21 protein-coding genes and 1 pseudogene are annotated in these 22,169 nt (G+C 42.9%); 11 read left to right on the top strand and 11 right to left on the bottom strand.

The window, feature by feature from the left end:
• Positions 1–41: 41 nt before the first annotated feature.
• Positions 42–899 carry a 23S rRNA (guanosine(2251)-2'-O)-methyltransferase RlmB gene (rlmB, locus tag JBF11_RS08370; RefSeq protein ID WP_334315022.1) on the bottom strand — a complete coding sequence of 286 codons (858 nt, stop codon included), beginning with the start codon at positions 897–899 and terminating at the stop codon, positions 42–44.
• 96 nt (positions 900–995) lie between these two features.
• Between rlmB and JBF11_RS08365 the strand changes: the two genes are divergently transcribed.
• Positions 996–3,083, top strand: a complete 2,088-nt coding sequence (locus JBF11_RS08365; protein WP_334315021.1) for a LysM peptidoglycan-binding domain-containing protein — start codon at positions 996–998, stop codon at positions 3,081–3,083.
• A 305-nt stretch (positions 3,084–3,388) separates the two neighbouring features.
• Here the strand turns inward: JBF11_RS08365 and JBF11_RS08360 are convergent, their stop codons facing one another.
• Positions 3,389–3,655, bottom strand: coding sequence for a hypothetical protein (locus tag JBF11_RS08360; protein WP_334315020.1), 267 nt, complete (start codon positions 3,653–3,655; stop codon positions 3,389–3,391).
• 23 nt (positions 3,656–3,678) lie between these two features.
• The gene (locus tag JBF11_RS08355; protein ID WP_334315019.1) at positions 3,679–4,740 is read right to left on the bottom strand and encodes a DMT family transporter; all 1,062 of its coding nucleotides are present in this window, start codon (positions 4,738–4,740) and stop codon (positions 3,679–3,681) included.
• Positions 4,741–5,189: 449 nt separating this feature from the next.
• Between JBF11_RS08355 and JBF11_RS08350 the strand changes: the two genes are divergently transcribed.
• From JBF11_RS08350 to JBF11_RS08310, 9 genes are all read left to right on the top strand, one after another.
• The gene (locus tag JBF11_RS08350) at positions 5,190–6,752 is read left to right on the top strand and encodes a BCCT family transporter (protein ID WP_334315018.1); all 1,563 of its coding nucleotides are present in this window, start codon (positions 5,190–5,192) and stop codon (positions 6,750–6,752) included.
• Positions 6,753–6,864: 112 nt separating this feature from the next.
• On the top strand, positions 6,865–8,262 hold the full coding sequence (locus JBF11_RS08345) for a sigma-54 interaction domain-containing protein (RefSeq protein WP_334315017.1): 1,398 nt from the start codon (positions 6,865–6,867) through the stop codon (positions 8,260–8,262).
• Positions 8,263–8,404: 142 nt separating this feature from the next.
• A complete protein-coding gene (locus JBF11_RS08340; RefSeq protein ID WP_334315016.1) occupies positions 8,405–8,836 on the top strand; it encodes an OsmC family protein in 432 nt (143 codons plus the stop codon).
• Positions 8,837–9,277: 441 nt separating this feature from the next.
• Positions 9,278–11,164, top strand: coding sequence for an alkaline phosphatase family protein (locus JBF11_RS08335; protein ID WP_334315015.1), 1,887 nt, complete (start codon positions 9,278–9,280; stop codon positions 11,162–11,164).
• A 21-nt stretch (positions 11,165–11,185) separates the two neighbouring features.
• Complete coding sequence (locus tag JBF11_RS08330; protein WP_334315014.1) at positions 11,186–11,725, top strand: alkaline phosphatase family protein; 540 nt, start codon at positions 11,186–11,188, stop codon at positions 11,723–11,725.
• A gap of 122 nt (positions 11,726–11,847) precedes the next feature.
• Positions 11,848–12,126: a DsrH/TusB family sulfur metabolism protein gene (locus tag JBF11_RS08325; protein ID WP_334315013.1), complete on the top strand. Its 279-nt coding sequence runs from the start codon at positions 11,848–11,850 to the stop codon at positions 12,124–12,126.
• Positions 12,127–12,137: 11 nt separating this feature from the next.
• Positions 12,138–12,536 carry a DsrE family protein gene (locus JBF11_RS08320; protein WP_334315012.1) on the top strand — a complete coding sequence of 133 codons (399 nt, stop codon included), beginning with the start codon at positions 12,138–12,140 and terminating at the stop codon, positions 12,534–12,536.
• A gap of 11 nt (positions 12,537–12,547) precedes the next feature.
• Positions 12,548–12,880 carry a DsrE family protein gene (locus JBF11_RS08315; protein ID WP_334315011.1) on the top strand — a complete coding sequence of 111 codons (333 nt, stop codon included), beginning with the start codon at positions 12,548–12,550 and terminating at the stop codon, positions 12,878–12,880.
• A 31-nt stretch (positions 12,881–12,911) separates the two neighbouring features.
• Positions 12,912–13,349: an osmotically inducible protein OsmC gene (locus JBF11_RS08310; RefSeq protein ID WP_334315010.1), complete on the top strand. Its 438-nt coding sequence runs from the start codon at positions 12,912–12,914 to the stop codon at positions 13,347–13,349.
• A 119-nt stretch (positions 13,350–13,468) separates the two neighbouring features.
• Here JBF11_RS08310 and JBF11_RS08305 read toward each other — a convergent pair whose 3' ends face one another.
• From JBF11_RS08305 to JBF11_RS08280, 6 genes and pseudogenes are all read right to left on the bottom strand, one after another.
• Positions 13,469–14,692 (bottom strand): hypothetical protein, encoded by a 1,224-nt coding sequence (locus JBF11_RS08305; protein ID WP_334315009.1) that lies wholly within the window; start codon positions 14,690–14,692, stop codon positions 13,469–13,471.
• Between the two features lie 174 nt (positions 14,693–14,866).
• On the bottom strand, positions 14,867–16,138 hold the full coding sequence (locus JBF11_RS08300) for a TRAP transporter large permease (RefSeq protein WP_334315008.1): 1,272 nt from the start codon (positions 16,136–16,138) through the stop codon (positions 14,867–14,869).
• A gap of 20 nt (positions 16,139–16,158) precedes the next feature.
• Entirely contained in the window at positions 16,159–16,632 is a 474-nt protein-coding gene (locus JBF11_RS08295; protein ID WP_334315007.1) for a TRAP transporter small permease, read from the bottom strand.
• A gap of 47 nt (positions 16,633–16,679) precedes the next feature.
• Positions 16,680–17,591: pseudogene (locus tag JBF11_RS08290) on the bottom strand (TRAP transporter substrate-binding protein).
• 132 nt (positions 17,592–17,723) lie between these two features.
• On the bottom strand, positions 17,724–18,725 hold the full coding sequence (gene cuyA, locus JBF11_RS08285; RefSeq protein WP_334315006.1) for a D-cysteate sulfo-lyase: 1,002 nt from the start codon (positions 18,723–18,725) through the stop codon (positions 17,724–17,726).
• Positions 18,726–18,754: 29 nt separating this feature from the next.
• Positions 18,755–19,132 (bottom strand): RidA family protein, encoded by a 378-nt coding sequence (locus JBF11_RS08280; protein WP_334315005.1) that lies wholly within the window; start codon positions 19,130–19,132, stop codon positions 18,755–18,757.
• 146 nt (positions 19,133–19,278) lie between these two features.
• On the opposite strand from JBF11_RS08280, the gene JBF11_RS08275 reads away from it, so the two are divergent.
• Entirely contained in the window at positions 19,279–19,935 is a 657-nt protein-coding gene (locus tag JBF11_RS08275; protein WP_334315004.1) for a GntR family transcriptional regulator, read from the top strand.
• 475 nt (positions 19,936–20,410) lie between these two features.
• Here the strand turns inward: JBF11_RS08275 and JBF11_RS08270 are convergent, their stop codons facing one another.
• Both JBF11_RS08270 and JBF11_RS08265 read right to left on the bottom strand, forming a co-directional pair.
• Positions 20,411–20,932, bottom strand: coding sequence for a hypothetical protein (locus JBF11_RS08270; RefSeq protein WP_334315003.1), 522 nt, complete (start codon positions 20,930–20,932; stop codon positions 20,411–20,413).
• Between the two features lie 423 nt (positions 20,933–21,355).
• A complete protein-coding gene (locus JBF11_RS08265) occupies positions 21,356–21,916 on the bottom strand; it encodes an NAD(P)H-dependent oxidoreductase (protein WP_334315002.1) in 561 nt (186 codons plus the stop codon).
• Positions 21,917–22,169: the final 253 nt, after the last annotated feature.

The raw sequence follows: 22,169 nt of genomic DNA, 5'->3' as shown, positions 1-22,169 counted from the left end.
TTCCCCGCCTTTCTTTTTAAGAATTACGAAAATCAACCGATTTATTTTGCAGGCACTTGAGTTTCATTCATTTCGCAGGCAAACCGTTTACTGTGCGCCTGAAAAAACGAAGCAAGCAAAACCGCTCCCGCCTGGGCGACATTCAACGAATCGAATTCCCGTAAAAAAGGAATGGACAAAGCACAGGAGCAATGGTTCCGCACGCCTTGGCGCACGCCTTTTTCTTCACTGCCGAGCACCAGTAAAGCCGGAAACCGCAACCCCTCCTGCGTTTCCTGCAAAAGGGCGTTTTTTCCATGCATATCGGCATAATAAGCCGTATATCCGGATTTCTCCGCAAGCTCGACGGATCTTGCAAGATTGACGACTTCGGCAATAGGCAGTCTCTCCAGACTTCCCGCTGCCGAACGCGAAGCTCCGGCGCCTAAAAACGCGCTGTTATGTTTTGGAACAACAAGCCCTGCCGCTCCCATCGCATACATGGTTCTGACCAATGTTCCCACGTTTCCGGGGTCAAGCACCTGATCAAGAGCGACAATGAGCGGAAGCGGCGCTTCAAACGCCGTTTCCAGCAGATGTTCGTACGGAACATAGCCCACCTCGCGAAGACGCGCGGCAATGCCCTGATGATTCACGTTATCGCAAAGACGGTGCAAAACATCGTCGCCGACAACGGTATGCCGTATGGAGTGTTCTTTGCAAAGGGAAAGAATGCGGCTGCTTTCTTTAATATTCCTTCCTTTGCGCAAATATAAGTGGTCTATTTTATTAGGTTCTTTTTCAAGCACTTCCATGACCGGCTTGTAACCCGATAAAATATGTTGAGAATTTTTTTTATTTTTTTTGATTAAATTTTCTTGTTTCTGATTGCCATACGGTGTATATTTTTTTTCTTGCATTGAGTGTTCCTTGCTGAAAAAATGAAAGCTTTGCAAAGCATACTGAAATAAAATATTAATACAAGTATTTTTACAGCTTATTTTAAGGAGAGTGTTGTGCGTTCTTTTTCAATATCCAAACTGAGGCATTTAATCCTGCCTGCCGCCGTCTGCCTGTCCCTTACCGCCTGCGGAACAAAAAATTATCAGCCAGAGGACAATTATGTTTCCACCGATGATTCCCTGTATGAAAACTACATACTGAGCGTTGACGAAGAAACCGGTCCTCTTCTCGAAGCTGAAAAGAAAGCGTTCCTCTCCGTGAGTGAAATCGACAGGAATATTACGGCGGAACAATTGAAATGCGTTGAAAAAGAATACAAGCATTATATAAAAAATCCCCGCGGACGCGTGACTATCGAGCGGTTCATGTACAGAGCCATGCCCTATCTTGATTTCACCAAAAAAGTCTTCCGTGAGAAAAATATGCCTGAAGAATTGGCATACCTCGCTTTTGTGGAAAGCGGCTATCATCCTTTCGCCCGTTCTTCCGCCAACGCCCTCGGCATGTGGCAGTTCATGGCGCCGACAGCCCGGCACTGCGGACTAACCATCAACTGGTGGATAGATGAACGCCTCGACCCATATAAGGCGACCTATGCAGCAGCCGATTATCTCCAAGAAATGTATAATGAATTTAATGACTGGCACTTGGCTTTGGCAGCCTACAACGCAGGACCGGGAAAAATCAGACGCGCTTTGACGGAAACAGGCACGGATAATTTCTTCGACCTTATGGATGCCAACGAAACCATAAAAAATTCAAAAATTAAAATCAAGAAAGAAACGGCGGATTACGTGCCCCGCTTTATCGCCATGGCAAAAATTATCCGCAGCTTCGACTCCTTAGGTTTTGAGCCAAAAGAGAATGAACTCGGCAAAGGGCACAATGTCATCAAAGAACAGGCTATCGCCATAAAAGCGCAGCGCGGTTCCGATTTGAAAGCCATTGCCCGTGAAATGGACATGTCATGGCAACACTTCCGCGACTATAACCCCGCCTTTTTGCAAACTGTAACCCCTCTCAACGCCGATACCGTTTTTTACGTGCCGGCAAGCCTGCAGGCGAGAGGTTTGGAAGTAAGCCGCATGGAAATGCTCGCCGGCTGGTCCACATACACCATTAAAAAAGGGGACACCCTTTCCGGTATCAGCAAAAAAACAGGTGTGCCCGTGCACGTTTTGCGCCAAGCCAACGCCGTCAGCGAACCTTTGCGCATAGGACAGCATTTGAGGCTTCCCGGACACAACACCTACATAGCGGATAAAAATGCGAATAAATCCTCAAGCCTCGGAACCCGTCCTGAAAGAGATCTCAATTACACGGTAAAATCAGGCGACACGTTCGGCAAAATCGCCAATAACCACGGACTTGCCCTTGCGGAACTGCAAAAAGCGAACCCGCAAATCAAAGACGTTACCAAACTCGCTCTCGGACAGCAAATTCGTATCCCCGGAACCAAACAACATTTCAAAGTCAAAGAACAAAAACCCGTTCAAAACCTCATTGCGGCGAATAAAACCAAACAAATTCAGCAAACGGCGTCCAAAAAGCAGGAAATGGCTCCCGCTTCCTCCGCAAAACGTTCAAAAAGCCGCTACACAATCCAAAAAGGAGACACCCTTTATTCCGTCGCCCAAAAACACGGTTTGACCGTTGCCGAACTTCAGGAAATGAACAACGGATTGTCTCCCCAAAACTTGGCGATCGGGCAAAGCATTCTTGTTAAAGCCCATGAAAATTATATTGCAAGCAACAGCAAAGAAGCTCCGCGGCAAAATCTCGCAAAAAAGAAAACCTATACGGTAAAACAAGGCGATACCCTTTATTCCATCGCAAAATCACACGGGCTCAGTGTCGCGGAACTGCAGACACATAACAAAAACCTCAGCACGAGCATTTCCATAGGACAAACAATCACCATACCGTCCAAAACACAGCTCGCCGCGGCAAAACCCATTGTCCATATCGTAAAAAAAGGCGACACCCTTTACAGCATAAGCAAAAATTACAATGTCACGGTTGATGCGATTGTCGCTTACAACAATCTTGCTGGCAACAGCTTATCCATCGGACAAAAGGTGAAAATACCGAATACGAATTACACAATGGCAAGCGCGGACAATTCCGACAACATACAATAATTTACATGCCTGCATATTCAAATAAAATAATGAAAACCGCCGCATACAAAACGGCGGCTTTTATTTTAACAATTCGGCACCAAACAATATTCCCCAAGAAAACATTTTTTTAATAAAATCTTACCTGTTTTCCTTGACATGTCAGCAGGGTACTAGATACAAACCATACTATGACCTGATAAAAAGGGATAGAAAAAAGTCTTCTTCCTCCTCTTCCTCGTCACCTTTTAACGTGACCTGATTGCAAGGGATAAAAAAAAGAGCATACGCTCCTTTTTCATGCCATATATCGGAAAATTAACCTGTTACCAATATTTTCGGTATTTTTCCCTGCCGAATTTAGTCAGCCGCCAGCGCTGCATCAGCATTTCCCCCTCGCCGGCGTCCTCAACCCATTCTTCCACAAGCTCCGCAATGCCGACAGCACGCAAAGACAAAACATGTTCATCGGCGGCATAAACCTGCTTTTCACCGGGGTGGGACTGCAAGAGCAAATCCTGAATTTCCCGTGTTGTGAGCGAAGCATGCATATCCAACAATTTACAAATTTCCAATCTGATCGGATGTTTCATAATTTCTCCCCGTTTGCCCGAAGCTAGCCCACTTGCCGCAAATTGACAATGTCTTTAGGATTTCCGATAACAAGAACCATGCCAGAGAAAATCACGACAGCACCGATGACAAGATTTACGGTAATCTCCGTATCCAGGAAAACAGCACTCAAAACCACGCCCCATAGTGCATAGGTGATGTTCAAAGCCATGGCACGGCTTACCCCTGTCGTATTCATCGCCTTATACCAGCACATATAGGAACAAGCCCCCACAATCCCCGCAAGCATGACAAGGTATAGTTTGTCACTGGTTAAAAAACCTTGGATAGCTGAAAAATAACCCATATCCGCAGGCAGCGTGAAATGGCAGGCAAGCGGAATAAGAATGAACCAGTAAATGCATGCGGAAGTCATTTGATAAATGTTCAATGCAATGCCGGGTTCGACAAAATCCATTCCGGAGGTCACCACAACGCCCTCGCAGGCCCAGCCGCAGGCGGCGACAACGGCGAAAAGCAAACCTAAATAAAAATATTCGGACCCGCCGCCGGAAGGCGCGACAAAACTGATGATGAACACGCCCAAAATACAGCCGAGCAAACCGATCCATGCTCTTCCGATGATTTTTTCCTTTAAAAAGACCATTGCCAAAATAGCCGCAAAAGCGGGGTACAGGGAAGTTATCGGCAAAACATACGCCGGATCGGTTAAGGAAACAGCCATCAAATACCCTCCCATTCCGAAAGGCGCGCCCAAAAATCCGCCGAGCATGCAAAGCCTGCCGGCTTTATTTTTAATGGTTCGGGGAATTTCTTTCAATTGCCCTCTGTAAGCATTGACTGCCAAAGATGTGACTGCGCCGCAAAAATCATGAATACCCGCAGCCGCAAAAGGAGCGACAAGCCAATATTCAGGCTGTGCGAAGGCACCGCTTTTAACCCCCATGCCCAAAAGAAAAACGCTTGATACCGCCCACGTGATACCGCCGATTATGCCAAGAACCAAACCTTTTTTGGCAAAGAGCAAATCTTTTTTTTCACGCAGTTCCGCCGCCCTTTCCGCTGTTTTGACAAAATTTGTTTGAGTGAGTATTTCTGACCCCATAAGCACCTCTGCAAATATTTGCCATAAAAAAAAGCAAAAATTATGCCAAGCGAAAACCCCCCGAAAAGTCCGAATTTCCGCTGTATTCATTATATATATCGGAATAATGAAAGGACTTTGTTCCAAAAAGAACGATAAAATCTTTTCATTGACGACATATTTGTCATAAAAAACGTTTCCCGCTTTCAAAAACCTAATCACCTGGAAATAAATGAAATTTTCTTTGTCATTCTAAAAGTAAAATTCAAAAAAATGTCAAAGTTGTCGTCATAAAAAACTAATTATTTCTCTCAAAAAGAATTGAACGACACAAATGTCGCATTAATGGACAAAGCAATACGCGTTTTTCCAATCCTATTTATCCTAATATGCCAATATAATACTTTTTATTCGTAATGGCATGTTTTGTGATTTTTAGAGCAAAAAACATATGCACATTGGAGGTTCCCATGGCAAAAGACGACGATTTCACTTGCAGACCATTGGATGAAAATGATTTATGCGTTGAAAAATCAATTGCCTTGCCGGTTGTTCTTGTTTTATTGCTTGTCAGCTTGCCTGCAATCTTTTTCAGCGCGGAAATGGAAGCCTTTTTAAAAGGCATTGTGAACCCGCTGAACAAGGCATTGGGCAGTTCGTTTTTATGGCTTGTGACGATTTTTGTTTTCATGCTCATTTATTTCGCCATAAGCAAATACGGCGACATAAAATTTGGCGACCCTGACGAAAAACCCGAATTTCCTCTTGGTTCCTGGGCTGCCATGATTTTCACCTCCGGCGTTGCAGGGGCATGCATGTTCTGGGCTATTGTCGAACCCTCATGGTATTTGGTGACGCCCCCTATGAATGCGGCGCCCGAAAGCGTGGAGGCGTACAACCTCAGCCTAAGTTTCCTTCTTTTAAACTGGGGCCCCACAGCATGGAGCTCTTATTTCATCTGCGCCTTGCCTATCTGCTATATGTTCCACATCAGAAGACAGCCTCTTTTGCGTGTGAGCGCGGCTTCTGAAATTGTCATCGGCGAACGCAAAGACAAATTCCTAGGCAGATTTTTGGACTGCTGCTTCATTTTGGGTCTGATGTTCTGTACGACAATGACCATGTGCCTTTCCCTGCCGACCGTGGAAGCGACCATCTGCAAAGTGACAGGCTTTGAACCTTCCCTCGCCCTGCAAGGCAAAATCTTACTCACGACTATCGCCATTTCCGCCGTCAGCGTTTATTTCGGTTTGAAAAAAGGAATTAAAACAGTAAGCGACCTCAACGTGCTTTTGGCGTTTGCTTTGCTCATTTATGTTTTCTTGTGCGGTCCGACAGCCACATTGTTCGATACGTTCACCAACGCCGTGGGCAGAACAGCCAACAACTTCCTTACCTATATCCTTTGGACGGACCCGTTCACCGACCAAACCGTGCCCCAGGACTGGACAATGTTCTATGCCATGAACTGGCTGGGCTACGGACCTTTCATGGGCTTATTCATTGCAAGGATCTCCCGCGGAAGAACGGTCAGGGAAATCGTAGGCTGCGGTTTGTTCTTCGCGGTTCTTGGCGGTTACTGCATGCATGGCGTGCTTGGCTCCTACACCTTATACCTGTCACACAACAACATCATTGACGTTACGGGTATTTTGGTGAAGCAAGGCGGCGCCGCCCTCATGGCGGAAGTTTTTGACACGCTGCCTTTCAGCACCGTGGTTTTTATCGTGTATGCGATGGTTTCAACCATTTTCCTGGCAACAAGCATCAATTCAAGCTGTTACATCATGGCGGCAACAGCAACCAAACGAATCGGAGTCAACGACGATCCCAACAAATACAATTTGGTCATGTGGGCGCTTTTGCAAGGCTTGCTCGCTTTCGGAGCCCTTACCATGGGCGGGCTTGAAGTTGCAAAAATGCTTGGCAAGCTGGCGGGTATTTTCATCTGCATTCCTGTCATCCTCCTTGCCTACGCATGGATAAAAATGCTCAAAGGCGACAAACTGGACGAAGTGACAGACTGCCGATAAAAAATATTTTGTTCATAATCGCCAAAAAGAAGAAAGCCGGCTCGATACCGGCTTTTTTTATTATTTACTAACACACTCTTCTTCTATATACTGGAAAAAAGGCGGGAATTTTATGGTACAATACAGAGACGGCAATTATTTCAGCGAGTTTGAAAAAAATATTTTCGATATTCTGCCGGGTTTGGCTTATTATTGCAAATTCATTCCCTCAAAAACGGACAATCCGTATGATTATTCCCTTATTTTGGAATACGCGAGCAAGGGCTGCATGGAGCTTGTGGGCATTTCCGCAGCCGAATTTATAAAACAAAATAAAAACGTGCTTGAACATTTAATGACGGAGGACGATGTAAAAAGAACCCATAATTACAGCTATGACCAAGTGAGGGAGCATAAGTCCTATGAAATGAAATACCGCATAAAATTCGCGAGCGGGCTTTTGAAATGGGTTTGGGACATCGGTGCGGGCGATTATGACAAGCAAGGAAATATCATCGGTTACAAGGGAGTAATCATGGATATTTCCGAAGAAAAATTCAATGAACTGGAATTGCAGGAAGAAAATAAACAGCTCAAAGCCTCGATAGAGCAGGCGAACGGCCTGGGACGCATTATCGGCAGAAGCAAAGCCATGCAAAATGTTTATGAACTCATTATGAAAGCTTCTGAAAACGATATGAATGTCATCATACTGGGAGAAACCGGCTGCGGAAAAGACTTGGTTGCAAAAGCCATTCATGAATACAGCGGCAAAAAGGGCGATTATGTTCCCGTCAACTGCGGGGCTATTCCCGAACAGCTTATGGAAAGTGAATTTTTCGGACATACGAAAGGTTCTTTTTCCGGCGCTTACGCCAATAAACAAGGCTTCATCGCCGCCGCCGACAACGGCACGCTCTTTTTAGACGAAATAGGGGAAATCCCCCTCAATTTGCAGGTGAAACTTTTGCGCACGCTGGAAAACAGAACCTATACGCCTTTGGGAAGCAACACGCCCAAAAATTCCAATTTTCGTCTGATCACGGCGACGCATAGGGATTTAAACCAAATGGTGCAGGAAAAAAACATGCGTTCGGATTTCTTTTACCGGATTAATGTGCTGGAAATTCATCTGCCCCCGCTGCGGGAAAGGGAAAATGACTTATTCCTTTTGGTTGAAAATTATTTCAAACGCAAAAATGCTAAAATCACGCTGCCGCTGAAAGTCCGTTTAGCCATGCAAAACTATCATTGGCCCGGCAATGTGCGGGAACTGCATAATTTTTTGGATAAATACCTGTTTCTTGGCGAAGACGCGCTCAAAAGCCTGCATTTTTCCGAAGAAGACAGTTTCTTAATGAATCTGACCGCCAATACGCTTTCTTTCAAAGAGGCAACGGAAGAGTTTGAAAGGCAAATCATTATGAAATCCCTGTCCCAAAATCAAGGAAATACGGCTAAGTGCGCGGAATGCCTCGACATGAATTTAAGAACGCTGCAAAGAAAAATAAAGCAGTTCGGAATAAAATGAAATTTGAATGAGTTTGCCATAGGACACTCCAATTCCTTTGGAACAGTTTTTGCTATAAGATACTCTAAATTTATAGAAACACCATACCGTATGAAAACACTATAAATTTTTTGAGGCACTGTAAATTGTTAAGGAGTATCTTATGTCAGCACCTATTGTAAAGTATTCACGCAAAGGAAACGTTCACACCATTGATTTCGGCATTCCCGCAATAGACAACATCATCATCGATTACGATAAAATCCCGGAAGAACAAAGGGCAGGACTTGCGAAATCCCTTCTTTCCGCCGCCAATTTAGCTTGCTACATCGCAACCTTGGGAAGCGCGCTGACCGCCCGCGGGGCAAACTTCACGGAAATAGAAGGCATTGCGAACATAGATTTGGGGCATAATGAAAACAAGCAGGCACGCGTCACCGGCATCAATTTAGACGTGAAAGTCGCAATGGACGGCGAAGACGATTCCATTTTCGAACGCTGCCAAAAAATTATGAAAAACGGCTGCTTGGTTACCGGTTCCGTTCATGAGGGAATACACATGACCTATAAACTTGAAGCCGAATATGACGACTAAGCGGGCATGAGCCATTCAAATTGAAAAGGCGTTGCACAGGCAATGCCTTTTTTTATTTCCATAGTACGACATAAATGTCGCTTACAATTTTATTTCTAAAATACGGACAAATCATTCAATTACAAAAATTCACCTGCTATATTATATAATTATAATAACATATCCACATTATTTTTATTAATATCCATAAAGAATACGTCAAAAATGACGCGCACTTGTTTTCAAAAACAGAAAAATCTCCTCTTATTTCGACAATACGCGACATATTTGTCGTTTTTTATCACATTATTTTCACAAAAAACCGTTTAAACCATGAAAAAAGAAAAATGAACTCCGTTTATTCCCTAAAAACAACGGCAAAACGCCTTTGGCATACTTCTTGATATAAAAAGAACAAAAGATTTATCATACGCTATGGCAAATTTATCAAAGGAGACAATCATGGCAAGCAAAGCAAAAAAAGCGGCCCTTATCGGTTTTGACTGTTTAATTCCCAAACGTCTTGAAGCGATGCTCGCAGAAGGCGGACTGAAAAACTTCCGCCGTGTGATGGAACAAGGCAGCTATATTCCCGAAGGATTCAACCTTCCGACGGTAACGCCTCCCTCATGGGCGACCATTTGCACCGGAGCATATCCCCGCACCCATGGTATCGAAGACTATTATTACTATATGGAAGGCGAAAGCCTTGAACATAAAAAAACAACCCAGGCTTTCGGTTCCGATATTCTCACCGCAGAAACCATTTGGGACGCATGGGACAAAGCCGGCAAAAAATCCATTGTCGTAAACTATCCCGTTTCCTGGCCCTCCAAAATGCAGCACGGCGTCATGGTCATGGGACAAGGCATTTCTCCCATTGAAAAACGCTGGCCGCTGGTCGGTAACGAACACAAGGAATTTTTAGCTTCCGAAAGTGTCATCTCCACGGATTTTTATCATATGGGCTCACAAGGCAGCTTCGACAGGGCGAAAGGCTGGGCGAATCTTCCCGAAAGCGAAGACGATCCGCTGGAAATGGAAGTAACCATTAAATTCCGTGACTGCATGGACCCTCTTGAAGACCAAGTCTGGTATGTTCTTGCGCTTGATATGAACGGTGACGGCTACGATACCGTCGCCCTTTGCCCGGAACGCGATTACGGCAAGGCGTTTTGCACCATTAAAAACCGTGAATGGAGCGCTCCTATCAATCATGAATTCAAAGTCGCCGAAGACGGACGCATGGAAACAGGCACGTTCCGCTGCAAATTGATGAAACTTTCAGAAGACGCGGAAGATTTCCTCCTGTATGTGTCCGGTATCGCCGGACATCTCGGCTGGGTGGCTCCGGCAGGCGCCATGGACGGTATCGACCTTTCCAAGCAAATCACGGCAAACGACATCGGCTTGGTCGCTTACATGCATAAGGTCATCGACCTTGAAACCGTCGGCGAACTCGTCCAATTCCACAGCGATTGGCTTTGGAATGTGGTGGACGGACTGCTTAAGAAAAACCCCGACTGGGATTTGTTCTATATGCATTCCCACCCCATTGACTGGTTCTATCACGGCTTCCTCCATGAAATTGACAGCGAAGACCCTGAAAAGCGCAAAAACGCCCGCACCCTCGAACGGAAGATTTACGAAATTGAAGACACGATGCTTGGCCGCCTGCTCGACGCTTTCGGTGACGACTGCATAACCTGCATCTGTTCCGACCACGGAGCAACCCCCATCGGACCGATTCTCAATACGGCGCATGCCTTGAAACAAGCCGGGCTTTGTTCTTACGAGCCGAAAAAATCAGAAAACTATTGGGATATTTACGAAGAAACGGAAGGTTTCGACTATGTTCTCGACGTTTCAAAATCAGTCGCCGTTCCGCAGCGCTACATGTTCGTTTACGTGAACCTGAAAGGCAAGTACCCCGGCGGCATTGTGGAAGCTGAAGATTACGAAAAAGTGCGCGACCAAATCATCGACGCCCTGCTTGATTACAAACACCCTGAAACCGGTGAACGTCCCGTGCTTTTGGCGGTACGCAAAGAAGACGCCCATGTGTTCGGTATGGGCGGGGCGCAAGCAGGTGACGTTGTTTACGCTTTGAAACCCGAATATATGGCGGAACACGGCTACGGTTTCCCGACCGGCGAATCAGGATGCGGCAGCCTTAAAAACCTGCTCATGTTCTACGGCGCCAATGTGAAAAAAGGCTTCCGTTACGAACGTCCGCGCTGGCTTGCAGATATTGTTCCGACCCTTTGCTATGTGACGGGAAATCCTGTTCCTGCCGATGCCGAAGGCGGTCCGATTTATCAAATCTTAGAAAATCCAAACTTAGTATAATATCAAAAAAGGAAAAATATCATGGCTGAAAAAAAAGCGATTATCATTTTCTCAAATGCTGTGGCATTTGACGCGGACAGTAAATTCGGTAAAAAATGCGCAACCTTCGCACAAGCGGATGCAAACGGTTTGGAAACCCTTGTCGCAGGCTACGGCAAAAGCATCGCAAGCTGCGATGAGGCTGTAAAGGCGCTTGAAGCCGGAGAGGCTTGCGTATACACAAAAGACGGCAATATTGATGTGATTCTTGAAAACGTTGACCGCAGAACCCTTGTTGTTGTGGTTTCCGATAAGGGCGCGGCATTTTGGGGACACGGCGTAAACAATAAAGCCGGTGCGGTGAACCGTGCCGTCAATGCCCAAGATATTTACGTGACCATCGCCAACATCACCGATTTGCCGATTACGGCAGAATGTACCGGCGCCATTTTATATCAAATGATGAAAGACCCGAACCTCAAAATTTCCGAAATCAACAAACTGAAAGAAGCGATCAGCCGCATGGAATCCGTTATCGCCCGTGACAACAGGGAACCATGGGATAAACACGACTGCGCATAATCAATCCGTACCCGCATTTGTTTTCACAAATGCGGGTACCGTTTTATTCAAAAACACCCCTTCCCTTTTTCTTTTATAACAAGCGGATGAAAACAATACCCCTATGACAAGGAGGGTCTTCCATGCTGTTTTTTATCAATAAATCCAATCCGTCGCTCATAAAGCGCCTTGCTCTTGCCGGCGGCGATGAAGATAAAATCCTTTTGCTCGTTGGCGATGGCGTATGCTTTGCCGCGGAATATTGGCAAAAACAATTTGAAGCGTTAAACGTTGAAGAAATTTATGCGGAAGAAGAAGCCATAGAGGCAAGAAACATTGCAGTGAGCGATACTTGCGAAACGGTCAGCTATGCCCGAATTGCCGATATTTTATTTGATAACGAACAAGTCGTTTCATTATAAAGGAAATTGCCATGGCGAAAACACTTACCATCATGCTCACTTCCGGAGCTGCCGAAAACGAAGATGCCCTTACAGCCGTAAAATTGGCAAAAGCAGTTCTTGCAAAGGGACACAAAGTAAATATTTATTTATTCGGCAATGCTGTCAATCTTTCCAAAACGGAAACTCCGATTACCGGAGATCTGCATATCAATCAAACGCTCATAGACCATATTGAAAAAAACAAAGTTATTAAAAAGTTAATCGAACTCGGCGAACTGGGAGCGAATATTTCCACCTGCCATACCAATGAGCATGCACGCGGAATTGAAGCGTATCCTTATGCCGGCAATATACAATGGGGCGACATAGGGGGAACGTTCACCAAATTTTTAATGACTTCCGATGTTTTTCTCACCATTGGGCACTAAAGGAGCGAACCATGTTAAATTCTTTTGTTATCTTTGATACGAAGCCCCTGGGGGTCGAGCTCTCCGCCCTGGGAATCAGAATGGCTTGGGCGTGTCATGAAAAAGGTTTCGATGTCAAACTCGTTTTTTCCGAAGAAGGGGTTTGGTGCGCAACCCAAAAATCAGGCTACCATGCTGCCATGATACAAAAATTGCTGGACGCCGACGCTCCCCTTTATTGCAGGAAAAAATGTCTCGAACTGCGCGGCATTGACGAAAAGGACATCATTGAAGGCATTGAAATCATAGAAGAAGACGAAATCACAGACCTCTGTCTTGACGCTGAAACAATCAATCACTTTTAATTTCATCTTTAAATTCATCAAGGAGAATGCCATGCCGAAAATCACTTTTGAACGTGACATGGAAAAAGGTATTGACACCTATAACGTGAACTCCGTTATTCTGCCGAAAATCGAGTTCAATTTCAATGCGGTATCCGACGAGGAAAGAAACCAAGACCACACGGGACAACGGTTTCTTTGCGTTGCGGCGCTGGCTTGTTACATCAACACCTTTGCCAATTCCCTCAAAAGAAACGGAGCGGAAATAAAATTCATCCGCGCTTCTGCCGATACGGAAAAAGAAAAAGACCACGCGATGAGAACCCGTTATTCCGTGCTTATTCTTGATGTTGAAATCGGTCTTGAAGAAAAATACCGCGATATTTATAAAAAGGTCGAAGAAAACATGCTTGACGGCTCTTTGCTGACCTATTCCTTGGAAGCCGGAATGGAAGTGGAATATAACCTCAGCATGGTTGCTGTTGACTAAAACAAACACAAACAATCATGAACCGCCCTCCTTAACCGAAGTTAAGGGGGGATTTTTATATTATAGCAACGTATCACCTCAATAATTTTACTTTTAGGATGAAAATACACTTATTGATTTCAGCTTAATTGCAATAACTCGACAGAAGAAATCACCATTCTTTTCCGTTTGATTTCTTCCAAAGTTTCTGCGTAATGTTCAAGAATATATTGAATTGCTTTTACAAGAACTAAGGCGGATTGCTCAATTTCCTTTTTTCTATAATCAATTTGTTGCGTAACGACATACTCAGAATATGGAACAAGCACTGAAAAAACTGCGGCAAGTCCGGGAAATAAGCCTCCACCCGCTGTTAATGCAAAAAGTTTATTGCTCATAAAAATACTTCCACCCATATCTTCAGAAACAAGCTGTGCTAAAATTCCTGCAATTTCAACCCGTTCTGCAGAAGTTTGACTTTGCTTATATTGTTTTCCCAGTTCAATCAGACATTGTCCAATTCTTTCACTCTCCTTCTCAAGGCTTAAATCATTACGCATATAAGCATCATCAGAAAATACATAGGGTAAGCTTTCTTCTTTTAGAACCTGTACCAAGGCTTTTCCAACAACACTATTATCATACTCTTTATTCCAACGAACCCAAAAACTCGCTTCTTTCAAACCCTTTGATAGAGCAGGCACATACGCACGACTTTCAAGAACAATGGTAGGGATAGTATCCATACCCATTTTTTGCATGATTTCACCCTTGCTGCCTATAGGAATATTTCCCTCAGAATCTTCAATGGGACCAAGTCCTCCCTGCCCTGCATTCACCGTCAGCATCCATGCAACAACTTGTCCATTCATACGCATACAACCAGCCAGAAATGCTCCCGCACTATTTGAAATGGTATCTTCCGCATAATGCGTTTCTGTCCATGCCGTTCTGTAACTATCCAATATCGCTTTAGAATAAGCTAAATTAAAAGCAGAACAAACTTCGTTTACACCTTGTCCGTATATTCTTCCAAAAATCTTCATTGCCAAATTTTGCGGAGCATACGAAGATAAGCCAAGAGCATTTTTTAATAGTTCTTTCTCTGCAAAGCTCACACCACGCCGAACATAAGCTTTTGCTCTTCCTCCACAAATAAGTTCAATTTCAATACCATAAGTATCCGTCCAAATATTTTTAATTGTTAAATCAAGAGGAACACATAATTGTAACATATTCACAAGCATTGCAAACCCATAAGAATCATCTTGTCTAAAACCGGAATGGCTTACGGCATGCCCAACTCCATTGTGCCCCATAAGAGCGATCTTGGCGGGTTTTATTTCAATAGCAGTAAAATCCATAGTTACCTTTATTAATACTACTTTTTTTCATTAATACAATACAAAACAGCCCAATGCAAACTTTTATCACTATAAAACCATTATAAAAATTCACATTAGGCTATCAGGTTCAATTAAAAAAACAAAGAAAATCCAATAAGTCACTATAACCAGTATAAAATTTTCACCAAATTCTTATAAAAGCATTAATGAAATTGCAGGGATATAAGTCAATAGCAACAACGCAACAATCATTGCTCCCAAGAAAGGCAAAACAGCATAACTTAGCCGTTCGATGCTCATTCCAGAAATTCCGCAGCCCACAAAAAGATTCACCCCAACCGGAGGAGTCAAAAAGCCCATTGCACAAGCGACAATCATAATAATGCCAAAATGAGTCATATCAATTCCTGCACTCATAAGAAGAGGCTGCAGCAATGGAGTAAGAATAAGAATATTGGCAAGCGCGTCCATAAAGGTTCCCATAATAATAAGGAAAATAAGCACAACAAAAAGCAATAAATATTTATTTGAAACAAGCCCAGATAATGTGTCAACAAGCAAATCCGGCACAGAATAAATCATCAATAATTGTCCAAAAGCTGTGGCCGTCGCAACAACAATAAAAATTGCGGCATTGGTTACAGCGGCACTTTTAAAAATTTCTATAATACGTTTTAATGTCAATGTCTTCAAAATAAAAAATTCAACGAAAAAAGCATAAATAACCGCTATGGCCCCTGCTTCGGTTGGAGTTGTTATTCCTCCATAAATACCGCCTAAAACAATGATAGGAACAAGTAAAGCATATTTCGCTTTATTTAATGCATCAAACGTATCCCTACAGGAAGCTTTTTCAATCAAATTACCATAATTACGTTTTTTTGCCAAATACCAACTCATCAGCATTAAAAAAATTCCAACAAAAATCCCGGGAATAATACCTGCAATAAAAAGATCCCCGACAGAAACATTAGCCGTTGTCCCATAAATAATCAATGGAACGGAAGGAGGTATCATCACTCCAAGACACCCAGCAGAAGTATTTACAGCTGTCGCATAATCTTCCGGATATCCGTCTTCTTTCATGGCAGGAATCATAATGCCTCCAACCGCGGCAACAGTTGCGGGACTTGATCCTGACAAAGCACCATAAAACATGCAAGTAAGAACAGAAACATGTGCCATACCGCCAGTGATATGACCTACCAAGCACCGTGAGATATTTAAAAGTGCTTGAGCCATGCTTCCTTTTTGCATGATTTCACCTGCCAAAATAAAAAAAGGAACTGCAAGCAACGGAAAAGAATCCAAAGAACTAAACATCTTCTGCATTAAAAATTCAACGGGCAAATCACCGACAATCACAGCAACCGCAACACATAGTCCGATAGAAACGCCGATGGACACACTTAATGTTAAACAAACAATAAGTGTAATAATTGCTAATAAAATTGGTAATTCCATTCTGACACCTCAATTTTGCATTAAAAATCATTTCTTGCCGTCTGTATAAATTTAATCAAGTTCACAAAAGCCCGAATTGCCATTAATCCCATACCAAAAGGCAAAACCGCATAAATAACATACATAGGAACTAAAATTGCCGGTGCCAACTGATTTGAATGGTAAACAAATTGTGTCATAATCATTCCCCACCATGTCATGATTACACAAAACAATAAATCCACAATTTGAGCTAAAACAGGAACATACTTTGCACACAATTTTCCTGCGTTGGTTCTTAAAATAGTAATTGCTAAATGCTTATTTTCCTTTTCAGCATAACTTGCTCCAATATAAACGGCAGCAATAAACAAATATCGTCCCAATTCCTCCGGCCATGATAAAGAATAAGAAATAAAATAACGAAATACGATTTGAATTACGGTAATAACTGTCATTGCACCCAGAAATATTGCTGATAAATTTTCATCAATTTTATCAAATAATTTTAACATATAAACCTCTTAAGCCGAAGAAAGAAAAAATCTTCCTCCGGCTTAGGTTATTGTTGCACAAGTTCTTGAACTCTTTTTAATTGTTCTTGATTTACTTGATCAGCAAACTTTTCATAAACTGACTTTGTCGCTTCAACCCAACGAGCTCTTTCCTCTGGAGGTAATTCAATAACTTCAACCCCCATTTTCTTCATTTCCGCAATGATCTTTTCTTCGTTAGCACGGTTTGTCTTCCGCTCAAAATCTTGCATAACTTTAAAAGATTCCATTATCCAGCCTTGTTGTTCCGGGTTAAGTTTATCCCAAGCACGCTTTGAAAACAAAACAAGGTGAGGGGTATAGACCGTTCCGCTTAATGTCACATATTTTGTAATTTCATGAAATTTATTAAAATATGCTAAATTCAGGTCAATATCAATACCATCGACGGTACCTTGCTGTAAGGTTGTATAGACTTCACCCCATGCGATTGGAGTCGGATTCATTCCAAGCGCTTGTAAAACAGCGATATGTGCTTTTGAATGTGTTGAGCGAATCTTCAAATCTTTAGCGTCTTCCAAACTACGTACCGGACGGTTGCTAAAAATATGTTTATAACCTATATCAATATAGCCTAAACCAATAATACCTTGTTTTTCAAGGCTTTTTGCCAATTCTTACCCAATAGGTCCATCTTCAACAAGATCACAGGATTCATAACTTGGAAAAAGAAATGGCATATCATATAACATTAAAGCATCATTAAACACAGAAAAATTTCCAATACCGTCAGAACCCATTTGCAATACCCCCATGCTTATACCTTGGACTACTGCATCAAAATTTCCATATTTCGAGCTATCATAAATTTGAACTTTAAAAAATCCATTGGAACGTTTTTCCAAATCTTCTTTAAACAATTCATAAGCTCGTCCCATTGGGGTTGCGGGAACATTGGGATGTGCCAATTTAATTGGCATTACCGCCCAAGCAGCCGTCAACGAAAAAAATGAAAAAACAAGAGTAGATAGCAAACTAAAAATTATTACCTTTCTCATAATCTTCTCCATATTTTTTATCTTTTTCAAAAGGGGACAATTCCCCTTTTGAAACTAGTTTCCGAAACAATCCAAATACGCATACAAAGCGGGAGAACCGCCGGTATGCAGGAAGAGGATGTTGGACCCTTCCCTGAAATATCCCTTTCGTACAAGGTCGATAAGGCCGGACATCGCCTTGCCGGAATAAACGGGGTCAAGCAAAATACCTTCGGTCCGGGCAAGAAGCTTTACGGCTTCAACCATTGCGTCCGTCGGAAGGGAATAACCGGGACCGACATAATCATCGAACGCAATGACTTTATCAGCCGGAACCCTTTGCTCAACACCAATAAGGTCAAGGGCTTGGTTCGCCAACTTATGCACAGCTTCCTGCTGCACCGCTTTAGGGCGGTTTACGCCGATACCCGTAACGGGGATATTGATATTGTTGCCGATCATGCCGGCGATAATGCCTGCGTGCGTGCCGGCGGAACCGCTGGGAACAACCATATGGTCAAAGGTCAGACCTTGGATGAACATCTGATGCATGATTTCTTCCATGCAGCCCACATAGCCCAACGCGCCAAGGGCATTGGAAGCCCCGCCGGGAACAATGTAAGGCTTTTTGCCTTCCGCTTTCAATTTTTCAGCGACTTTTCCCATTTCTCCCATCATGTCGGAACCGCCGGGAACAACGGTAATTCCCTTTACGCCGAGAAGCCGGAAAAGGAAGTTGTTGCCGGAAGCTTCGGGCTTATAGCTGTTTTTCACACGTTCTTCAAGCACAAGATAACAATCGAGTCCTTCTTTCACAGCCCAGGACAAAGTCAAACGGCAGTGGTTGGATTGCACGGCACCGCATGTGATAATGGTATCGGCGCCTTTCGCCAAGGCATCGGCAATGCAGAAATCAAGCTTACGGGTTTTGTTGCCGCCGCTTGTTCCGGGTAACAAGTCGTCACGTTTGATATACACGTTCACTTTACCGCCGAGCGCTTTAGAAAAGTTCGGCAGAAATTCGATTGGGGTTGCTTCCTTAACATAGCCGCGGCGTGGAAATTGCGCTAAATTCATACGCTGTCCTCCTTAATTTAATCCTGTTGTCACAAAGCGACAATAATTTCAATTTCAACCAAAGCGTTCAATGGCAGCTGGTGGACCGCAACACAGGAACGAGCGGGGAAATCCCCGCTGAATACAGCAGAATATGCCGCATTGACTTCCTGAAAATCGTCCATTTTCGTGATAAACACCGTTGTTTTTACAACATTCTCAACACCGGCTCCAGCCTCTTCCAAAATAGCTCTGATATTTTTCAATGCCTGTTCCGCTTGAGCTTTAACCCCGCCTTCAGCAAGTTTTCCTGTTTCGGGATTGATACCTAATTGCCCGGAAAAGAAAACCAAACCGCCGGATCGGACAGCTTGTGAATACGGTCCTATCGCTTTAGGGGCTTTATCGCTTGAAATGATTTTTTTCATACTAACCTCATACAATGTTAATGTCGACATTTAATAAATATACTTTTACAGTTTCAATGTCAAGCAAATTCATGTAAGAAATATTGGTCTTGACATGTGCGCGGATTTTAACTTAATATATCGAAAATAAATACGTAAGGTGTGAAATGGATTTTAAAAAGCAAACGTATGCGATTCAAGTCAGTCAATTCATTAGAAAAATGATTCAAGAGGGAAAATTATCCCCCGGCGCCCCTGTAAAAGAAAACGATTTGGCGACTTTTCTCAACATCAGCCGAGCGCCGATACGTGAAGCTTTGCAAATTCTCACCCAAGACGGTCTTATCGTTTCCGAACCGCAAAAAGGAAAAACCATTCGGGTGCTCTCTGCAAAAGAAATTATTGACGGATACGCCCTTACCGCCATTTTGGAAGCAGAGGGAATTATCATGTCCCTTGATAATTGGACCGATGAAGATAACAAAGATTTGCTCAATATTCTAAAAAAAATGGGAAACAAAAGCAAAAAAGCCGCCGATATCACAGACCTTGCCGAGCTTGACGAACTTTTGCACAATATGCTTTTATCCCGCTGCACCAATGAACAATTAATTGAAAACGCACGCCGTTTTTCTTCCAATATTTCAAAATACTTATGCCGTGAATACTGGAAAAAATCCTTTAACCCCCAATCGTTTTACTCAAGACATAAGAAAGTTGTGGATTCTTTCTTCACCAAAAATCCCGAACAAATACGAAAAACTATTTTTGACCATTATAATGAGCTTGCTGTCGCCATTTCAAAATTAATCGAAAACGATTAAAAAATGAAAAAAGAAAACGGAACATGCTTGTTATTGTTCTTTACCGGCAATATTCCGGTTTCAATCACCCGTTGAGTTTGCTTGCGCAATCATCATCCGTACAGGCGCATTTTCCGCTTTAAAACTCGGGCATATGCTTTGCTGAAATGCTCAAAATCCCGGAAAGCGTCAATCCATCCTCGGCTTTGATTGCGGCTTTCGTGCTGTAAGCAGTTTTCTGCGATAACCGAAGATACCCCTTCCGCCTATAAACTACCTATTGCAAAAACGGCATTTTTCCCTTTTATGTTCTTCTTGGCAATGGGCTAAGCTCTCCGCCCTCAAAAAGGATTATTCCAAATCAAAACAAGAAAAAAGCAATAATAAAAAGACGGCAGCACTATTCCTGATTGCGGAAAACTATTCGGCAAAACAGCAGCAATCACAGTTTTATTACAGAGAAAACCATTGTAACATCACAACAAAAAAATTCCCCTTATACTTTACCCTCAAGAATTGCTTCGGATAAATCAAAATGCGTGAAAAGACGCAGCAGAGGCAGGGCATTTTGCAGAATTTTCTCCGCACCTGACGCCTCCTCATCCATAATAATGAACATAGCGCCATTCTGCCCTTTTTTATCCTTTTTCAAAGGAGCCATGATAAGGATCATATCATTGCCGCCTTGAATAAGGCAGCGGCCGGAGCGGAAAGAATCCGGCTCAGCCTCTTTCCACTCGGCGGATAATTCATCAAGATTGAATACGGGACAGATAACAACGCCCGACATGGTGCCGGTACGCACATAAACAATGCCGCTGTCAAGCATTCCGGTCATAAAACCGGCGGCGCCGCTCGATTGTTTTTCTATCTCCCAGCCGGTCGGAGGCGTTACTGTCAGATACTTTTTTTTGAATGCGTCCGTTTCGTCCCGTGCTTCTTCGGCATAAGCAACAGACAGCGGAACAATGAACGCAAGCGCCAAGCCAAACAATATGCCGCTGTATAATTTTTTCATATTCGCCCCCTTCATTTTCAATGAAAATGCCCATATTCCCATCCCCATTCAATCAGTTATTTTAATTAGGACACTATCGTGATTTTATTTGTATTTTCCCAAAGCTCGCTGAAAAACTTCAAGTTTTAATAGTACCGGCTGGCTTTTTGCCGGACTGTTTTGCAGAACGACCACCCGGCAAACAATAGAAAAAATTTTCCGATACACAGCTGTTAAGCTGAAAAGGACACAACTCGAGAAAATCGCCCGATAGCAAACAAACATCAAGAGTATCTGCTTGTGACACATCAAATTTTTCTTGCTTGAAAAAACAGAACGCCACCCATAACACTTCTGGTTTATTTATTCTTCTGATAATGGATATGAATAAATTTTACCACCCATAACACGTATCATGCTAACTCTTGTTGGCGCTTTTTCCCATTAAAACAACGCAGTCAATTTTTCCATTAGCCGCTGCGCGTGCTGAAATGATTTTTCTTTTATTTCTTTTTGTGCGGCTTCATCATTTCTTGAAGCGTAGGAAACACCGCCTGTATGAACATAGCCTCCCCAGTTCATGCCGGAAATTGCCGCAAGCTGAATCAATGGAGGCAAAAACTCATCAAGCGTATAATTTTGCATACCGCCGTGCTTATACGCTTCGGCAGGAGAACCTGTCGTAAAAGAAGCGATAAGGGTTTTGCCGGCTAATGCTTTACCCGTTGAGCCATGGGAAAAGCCATGAATAAAAATATCCTCAAACCATTTTTTCATTAAAGACGGCACGCTGTACCAAAATATAGGAAACTGCAAAACAATAATATCGGCTTTTACCAGTTTTTCCTGTTCTTTTTTCACATCAAATTCATAATCAGGATATAATTTATCCAAAAAATCAAATTCCGCCGCCGGCAGCGAATTTTGCAAATTTTCAAGAATAATCGTATTGGCAAGTGAATTGTTTAAATCATTATGCCCTGAAACAATAAGCACATTTTTCATTTTTTCATCTCCTTTTTAAATCAATTACACATTAACATATAATAATTAAATTAAAAATAGTCCTATAATACGAACTGACTGTTCCATAACCAAAAGTTATAGAAAAAATTACAATTCCACGTTTTATATTTTACTCTCCCCCGCAAAGAAAGCAAGCAAAATTTTCATGCTTGAGTGGGGAATATTGTTCCAAAGTACGTTAATCAAATCAAACGACAAACAGTATGTTACGCTCTATCCGTAACGTATCATA

The organism is Taurinivorans muris, assembly GCF_025232395.1.
In the GTDB taxonomy this organism is placed as follows: domain Bacteria; phylum Desulfobacterota; class Desulfovibrionia; order Desulfovibrionales; family Desulfovibrionaceae; genus Taurinivorans; species Taurinivorans muris.
Note: the sequence above shows the minus strand (reverse complement) of the source record. Positions and strands in the feature narration are given on the sequence as shown.